This is a genomic window from Novosphingobium rosa NBRC 15208 (genome assembly GCF_001598555.1).
Lineage (GTDB): Bacteria > Pseudomonadota > Alphaproteobacteria > Sphingomonadales > Sphingomonadaceae > Novosphingobium > Novosphingobium rosa.
On record NZ_BCZE01000004.1, the window covers coordinates 1 to 6,916 of the forward strand.

The following is a 6,916-nucleotide window of genomic DNA, read 5'->3' on the forward strand; positions in this document are numbered from 1 at the left end:
GGAGCGCCCGGCGGCGGCCCGCGTGGCGGCTTCAACGGTGGCGGACAGGCAGCCCCTCAGGCAGCGCCGCGCCCTGCGCCCCAGCCCGGCAATCCGGGCGGTGGCAATTTCCAGCGCGGCCCCGGCGGCAATCCCGGCGGCGGCCAGTGGAACGGTCAGCGCCCCGGCTTTAACGGCAATGGCGGCGGCAATTTCCAGCGCGGCCCTGAAAACCGTGGACCGGATCGTGGCCCCGACAATCGCGGGGGCTTCAACCAACAAGGCCGCCCCGGTTTCGACGGTGGCCGCCCCGGCGGGCCCGATTTCAACAATCCCGGTCGCCCCGGCGGGCCCAGCTACAACGGCCGTCCCGGCGCCCCCGGCTACAATGGCCGCCCCGGTGGTCCGGGCTACAACCAGCCCGGTCGTCCCGGCGGGCCCGGTTTCAATGGCCCCGGTCGCCCCGGCGGCGGCTGGAACAATGGCTGGCGCAATGACAACCGCTACAACTGGTCGGCATGGCGCGATATGCACCGCGATGTCTTCCGGATGGGCCGCTATCGCCCGCCCTACAGCGGCTATGCCTATCGCCGCCTCGGCATCGGCTTTACGCTGGACCGGATGTTCTTCGGCTCAACTTATGTGCTGAGCGACCCTTACGCCTATCGCCTGCCCCCGGCCTACGAGCCCTATGAGTGGGTGCGCTACTACAATGACGCCGTGCTGGTGGACACCTACACCGGCCAGGTCGTCGATGTGCTCTACGGCTTCTTCCTCTAACGCAAAGCCGCGCAACCAAGCTGAACCCCGCCTGAGCCCGACCACTGGCGCAGGCGGGGTTCTTGCGTGCCGATCACGGCCCGCCTTGAGTCCGCCCCGGTCAAACCTCGCTTGAGCAGCAGGAACCGTTGACGCTCACCCCAAATTGCGACAGGCAAACCGCTACGCAACCTTTGGCGCAACGAACAGCGAAGTCGGAGCCCGATGAGCACAGCACCAGCCGCCCCCATCGCGAGTGCCTTCCCCGACGTGGGGCCCGTGGTCGATAAATCCGCGCTGGAAAAGCTGGGCGGCGCGGTGCGGGCGCGGCTGGCGCTGGACCCCACCGTGTGGCACGCCCCGGTGCATCAGGCCGAGATCGTCACCGTCACCGATTTCCTGATGCCCGACGAATGCGCGCACATCGTCGGGATGGTGGACCAGATCGCCGAGCCCTCCTCCACCTATGACGCCGATCACGATGCCTCGATCCGCACCAGCTATTCGGGCGATGTCGACCGCTTCGACCCCTTCGTGATGATGATCGAGCGGCGGATCGACGATCTGCTCGGCATCCCCTCGGCCTATGGCGAGACGATGCAGGGGCAGCGTTACCAGCCCGGCCAGCAGTTCAAGGCGCATTACGATTTCTTCTCGACCAAGGGCGCCTATTGGCCCGGCGAGCGCAGCCGGGGCGGGCAGCGCAGCTGGACGGCGATGATCTACCTCAACGATGTGGAGGAAGGGGGCGAGACCGTTTTCGAGCGCGTCGGCCTGACCGCCACGCCACGACAGGGCATGCTGCTGGCCTGGAACAACGCCAACATCGACGGGACGCCCAATCATTACACTTTGCATGCCGCCCTGCCGGTGGTGCGGGGGTGCAAGCATGTGATCACCAAATGGTATCGGACGCGGAACTGGGCCGGGTTGCCGGGGTAAGGGTTTCAAGGGGTTTCAAGGAAAGACGATGCGAGGGGGTTACCCCCTCGCGCTCCCATTCCGTCTTCCGACGCAAGGGCAGCGGTTCCCGGTCGTTGCGCCCAAACGCTCCATCCGCGCGAGCTGGAGCGCCGCAGGCAGGTCACCCTCTGAGGGTAGGTGGTGCGGCCGCGGTTAAAGCCTGCGGCGCGGCAAGCTGGGCGCAAGGCCGAACCCTGTTCACAACGTGGACACTAAAGGGAGCGCGAGGGCGATGGCCCTCGCATTTCCCCCTTATTCCTTCACGCCCTTCTTATGCTCCCCCGGATGCATCAGACGCTCCACCTTCCCCGTCAGCCTGTCGATCTTGCGATGCAGGCGGACGATCTCGATGGTGGTGCGCAGATTGATCTCGTAATCGTGGCGGTTGTAGATCCGGTCGCGGGCGCTCTGGCGGTTCTGGCTCATCATGATGACAGGGGCCTGCACCGCCGCCAGCATGGAGAGCATCAGGTTGAGGAAGATGTAGGGGTATGGATCCCACTGGCGCATCCAGCCAGAGACCAGCGGGCTGTTGAGCAGCATCCAGCCCAGCAGCGTGACCATAAACCAGATGATGAAACCCCAGCTGCCGCCGACTTTCGCCACGCGGTCGGCCAGCCGGTCCCCGAAGCTGGCCTTGGCGGCCTGTGTCTCGTCATCCTCAAGGCTGACATCGCGCGAGAGGACATGGCGCAGCACATACTGCTCATCCTCGTCGAGCTGATCGAAAGGGCGGCCCAGCAGCTTTTCGGCAATCGCCTCTGGCGTATTGTTGAGCTTCATGGGCCGCCTCTCTCGTGGTGATCAGACCTTGGCGCTCTCCAAAGCCTGAGCGATCAGCTTGCGCGTGTTCTCGATACCATAGAGCGCGATAAACGATCCCATGCGCGGCCCGGCGGACGAGCCCAGCAGCGTTTCATACAGCGCCTTGAACCAGTCGCGCAGGCTTTCGAAACCGTAATGCGGATCCTTGCCGATCTCATAGACGATGTTCTGCAGCTCCTCCGCCGTGGCATCGTCGCTGGTGGCGGCCAGTTCCTCGTCCAGCGCAGTGAGAGCGGCCACTTCGCCATTCTCGGGCGCGCGGCGGTTAAGCGTGGGGGCGATAAAGTCGCGGTTGTAGGCCAGCGCGCAGGTCACCAGCGTATCGAGCGCGGGGTGCGCCTCGGGCGTGGCATCCTCGACATAGTTGGCGAGGTAGGACCAGACCTGATCGCGCGTGGCATTGGCACCCAGCACGCCCACCAGATTGAGCAGCAGGCCATAGGTCACCGGCAGCTTGTCACCCTCGCCGCCAGCGCTGGCGCCATTGGTGCGCAGCAGGTGCCACACGGGGTTGCCCAGTTGCTGCTCGATGGGCTGGGTGGGGATTTTCTCGCGGAACTGCCAGTATTCGTCCACCGCGCGGCCGATGATGCCTGGGTGCAGGCTCTTGGCGCTCTTGGGCTCGCGGAAGAGGTAGAAGCCCAGCGATTCCTCGCTGCCATAGGTCAGCCACTGCTCGATGGTGAGGCCGTTGCCCTTGGATTTGGAGATCTTCTCGCCATTCTCATCGAGGAACAGCTCGTAGATCAGCCCTTCGGGCTTGCGGCCGCCCAGCACGCTGGCGATCTTGCCGCTCTGGGTCACGCTGTCGGTCAGATCCTTGCCGCACATTTCGTAATCGACGCCCAGCGCCACCCAGCGCATGGCCCAGTCGACCTTCCACTGCAGCTTGGCATGGCCCTTGAAGATGCAGAGTTCGACGCTCTCGCCCTCATCCTCGAAACGGATCAGGCCGGCCTCGGCATCCACCACCTCGATGGGCACCTGAAGCACCACGCCGCTCTTGGGGCTGACCGGCAGGATCGGCGAATAGGTCTTGCGACGCTCCTCGCGCAGGGTGGGCAGCATGATGCCCATGATCTTGTCGAAATTGCGCAGCACGCCGCGCAGGGCCTCGTCGAACTCGCCCGCATTGTAGCGGTCGCTGGCCGAGACGAACTCGTAATCGAAGCCGAACTGGTCGAGGAAGGCGCGCAGCATCGCATTGTTGTGATGGGCGAAGCTCTCATGCGTGCCGAAGGGATCGGGGATGCGGCTCAGCGGCTTGCCCAGATGCTCGGCCAGCATCTCCTTGTTGGGCACATTGTCGGGCACCTTGCGCAGGCCGTCCATATCGTCGGAGAAGGCCACCAGACGGGTGGGCTTGCCGGTCAGCACCTCATAGGCGCGGCGCACCAGAGTCGTGCGCAGCACCTCCTGAAAGGTGCCGATATGCGGCAGACCGCTGGGACCATAGCCGGTCTCGAACAGCACCGGCACATCCTGACCGTCTTTCGCCTTGCCCTGCGGATAGCGCTTGAGCAGCTTGCGGGCCTCTTCGAAGGGCCATGCCTTGGATGTCTGGGCGGCGGTCTGGAGATCGGTGTCAGTCATAGCCCGCGCTTTTGCCCGCACGCGCGGATTTCGCAAGCCCCAACTGGCCGACATGCCGCATTTCGCATGACCGTAAATATCCCCTGGGACAGATGCGGAAGGTTTCGTTAATCTCTCGACAAGCGGCGCGTTGCATCCTCCCCTCGCCGCCTTTTTCGGAGAGTGCCATGACACCCGACTCCGTTACCCCCACCGCCCCCGCGCCCGTGACCTTCCGGCTCCCCATGAACCCGTGCGACCGGCTGCGCCTGCATGGGCCGATCCGCTCGATGCCGCGCCCGCTCTCCTTGCTGGAACGCATCCTTTTCGGCTGAAGCGCAGGCTTTCCCACCGCCGCGCGCACGCAAACCCCTTGCTCCAGCCGTGCCCCAACGCAGTTTTTGCTGGCGCATCATTTTTTGCGAAAAACCGGTTCCCACTTTTTCGCATGATGCTGAATTTTGGTATCGCATCATTTTTGCGAAAAACCGGTTCCCACTTTTTCGCATGATGCTCTATGCGCTGGAACACTATGGAAACACGCGCCCTACCCGCCCTGCATGCCAGCCATTCCGGCTGCTGGCTTCGCGAGCGTGAGGCGACCCGGCTGGTCGGCAAGGGCGAGGCCATCGTCACGGCGGCAGACACGCCGCTGCTGATGCTCAATGCGCCGCTGGTGGCGACGCGGCTGGGCTATCCCGATCTCTCCGGCCTCGATCTGCTGGAGCTGTTCGCCTTCGTCCATCCCGCGCGCTTTATGGTCCCCACGCCCAAAGGCCTGGCCCATGCGCTGGGCCTCACCGAGCCGGACAGCGACGAGGCCGTCCCCGCCCTGCTGCAACAGGCCGCCACCATCCTGCTGGAGCGCTGCGAAAGCCCCGACTGGGCCGAGCGCGAAGGCGCATGGACCGGCCTGCAGGCGCTGATCCGCCTGCGCTGGCCATGGGCCACGCTGCTCTCGGCGCGCATCGCCAATCCGGGCCGGGCCGAGCGCTGGCTCTTCACCCGCCTGCCCGAGTGGGAGGAGGCCGCCCCCCGCCCCCAGCCCGCGCAGATCAACCTTCCGCCCGAAGCCATCACGCTGCGCCTCGCCGAAATCACCGGAGCCCTGAGCGAAACCGGCGCAGAGCCACGCATCGCCCAACGCGATTACGCACAGGCCAGCGGCCATATCTTCGCCCCCCGCCCCGCGCGCGATGCGCCGCACATGCTGCTGGCCGAGGCGGGCACCGGCACTGGCAAGACGCTGGGCTATCTCACCCCGGCCTCGCTGTGGGCGCAGGCCTCGGGCGGCACGGTCTGGGTCAGCACCTACACCAAGGCGCTGCAACGCCAGCTGCGGCGCGAGGCGGCGCGGATCTGGGCCCCCGCACCCGGCCCGGCCCGCGTTGTGGTGCGCAAGGGGCGTGAGAACTACCTGTGCCTCCTCAACCTTGAGGACGCGCTGCAAGGCGGCTTTCAGGCGCGCGCCGGGATCATGGCCCAACTGGTCGCCCGCTGGGCCGCCTACAGCGCCGATGGCGACATGATCGGCGGCGACCTGCCCGGCTGGCTGCCCACCCTGTTCCGCAACCGCGGCGTGGCGGCGCTGACCGACCGGCGCGGCGAATGCGTCTATGCCGGTTGCCCCCACTACCGCAAATGCTTCATCGAGCGCGCCGCCCGCGCCAGCGCCGAGGCCGAGCTGGTTATCGCCAACCACGCGCTGGTGATGGTGAACGCCGCGCGTGGCCGCGATGTCGCCCAGCGCCCCACCCGCATCGTCTTCGACGAAGGCCACCACATCTTCGAGGCCGCCGACAGCACCTTCGCCGCCGAACTCACCGGCAGCGAGGCCATCGAACTGCGCCGCTGGGTGATCGGCCCGGAAAAGGGCTCCAAGGGCCGTCGTCGTGGCTTGTCCGCGCGCCTTGCCGATGTCGCCTCCTATGATGAGGCGGGCGCTCAGGCGATCACCCAGGCCCGCGCCGCCGCCGAGGCGCTCAATGGCGACGGCTGGCTGGCCCGCGTGGTGGAGGGCCAGCCCTCCGGCCCGCTGGAGGAGCTGTTCGCCGCCGTGCGCGCTACCGTCTATGCCCGCGACGAAAGCGGCGGGCAGGAAGGCGGCTATGGTCTGGAAACCGAGGCCGCCGGGCTGGACGGCCCCTTTATCGAGGCCGCGCAAAACGCCGGACAGGCGCTGGCCGAGCTGCGCCGCCCGCTGATCCAGCTTGGTTTGCGCCTCGAAGCCATCCTCGCCGATCCGCCCGACTGGCTCGATGGGCAAGGCCGCGCGCGGATCGAGGGCGCGCGGCAATCGCTGGGCTGGCGCGTCGATCTGATCGGCGCGTGGGAGGCCCTGCTGGCCCGTGTCGGCGGAGAGGCCATGGATGGCCCCGATTTCGTCGACTGGCTGGCGCTGGAACGCTCCGACGGGCGCGAGTTCGATATGGGGCTGCACCGCCACTGGCTCGATCCAACCCGCCCCTTCGCCTCCACCGTGCTCAACGGCGCGCATGGCGTGATGCTGACCAGCGCTACCCTGCGCGACCGCTCCGATGCAGGCGACGATTGGGACACGGCTCTCGCCCGCTCCGGCGCCGCACATCTCGACAGCCCCACCAGAACCGCCGCTTTCGACAGCCCCTTCGACTACGCCAATCAGGCCGAGGTGCTGATCGTCAACGATGTGCCGCGCGGCGACATCCCGGCACTCGCCGCCGCCTATGGCCGCCTGATCGAGGCGAGCAGCGGCGGCGTTCTGGGCCTCTTCACCGCGATCCGCCGGCTGCGCGCTGTCCATGGCCGCATCGCCGACCGGCTCGCGCGCGGCGGCCTG

At 66.8% G+C, this 6,916-nt stretch carries 6 protein-coding genes; 4 read left to right on the plus strand and 2 right to left on the minus strand.

What is annotated here, in order from left to right; genetic code table 11:
* Together SR3_RS32330 and SR3_RS01985 are read left to right on the plus strand one after the other, a co-directional pair.
* A partial coding sequence (locus tag SR3_RS32330; protein ID WP_245653720.1) for an RcnB family protein occupies nt 1-759 on the plus strand: 759 nt, incomplete at its 5' end.
* A gap of 204 nt (nt 760-963) precedes the next feature.
* The gene (locus SR3_RS01985; protein WP_068080136.1) at nt 964-1,680 is read left to right on the plus strand and encodes a prolyl hydroxylase family protein; all 717 of its coding nucleotides are present in this window, start codon (nt 964-966) and stop codon (nt 1,678-1,680) included.
* 273 nt (nt 1,681-1,953) lie between these two features.
* Here the strand turns inward: SR3_RS01985 and SR3_RS01990 are convergent, their stop codons facing one another.
* Both SR3_RS01990 and SR3_RS01995 read right to left on the minus strand, forming a co-directional pair.
* Nucleotides 1,954-2,484, minus strand: coding sequence for a DUF1003 domain-containing protein (locus SR3_RS01990; protein ID WP_068080138.1), 531 nt, complete (start codon nt 2,482-2,484; stop codon nt 1,954-1,956).
* A 21-nt stretch (nt 2,485-2,505) separates the two neighbouring features.
* Entirely contained in the window at nt 2,506-4,119 is a 1,614-nt protein-coding gene (locus SR3_RS01995; protein WP_068080140.1) for a lysine--tRNA ligase, read from the minus strand.
* 167 nt (nt 4,120-4,286) lie between these two features.
* On the opposite strand from SR3_RS01995, the gene SR3_RS31070 reads away from it, so the two are divergent.
* Nucleotides 4,287-4,433 (plus strand): hypothetical protein, encoded by a 147-nt coding sequence (locus SR3_RS31070; protein WP_157098585.1) that lies wholly within the window; start codon nt 4,287-4,289, stop codon nt 4,431-4,433.
* A 197-nt stretch (nt 4,434-4,630) separates the two neighbouring features.
* Nucleotides 4,631-6,916, plus strand: a 2,286-nt coding sequence (locus SR3_RS02000; RefSeq protein ID WP_068080142.1) for an ATP-dependent DNA helicase, incomplete at its 3' end; no start/stop codon positions are given.

Excerpts from the sequence above, each read along its gene's own strand:
- SR3_RS01985 (WP_068080136.1), top strand. The coding sequence starts at position 964 with ATGAGCACAGCACCAGCCGCCCCCATCGCGAGTGCCTTCCCCGACGTG.
- SR3_RS01990 (WP_068080138.1), bottom strand. The coding sequence starts at position 2,484 with ATGAAGCTCAACAATACGCCAGAGGCGATTGCCGAAAAGCTGCTGGGC.
- SR3_RS01995 (WP_068080140.1), bottom strand. The coding sequence starts at position 4,119 with ATGACTGACACCGATCTCCAGACCGCCGCCCAGACATCCAAGGCATGG.
- SR3_RS31070 (WP_157098585.1), top strand. The coding sequence starts at position 4,287 with ATGACACCCGACTCCGTTACCCCCACCGCCCCCGCGCCCGTGACCTTC.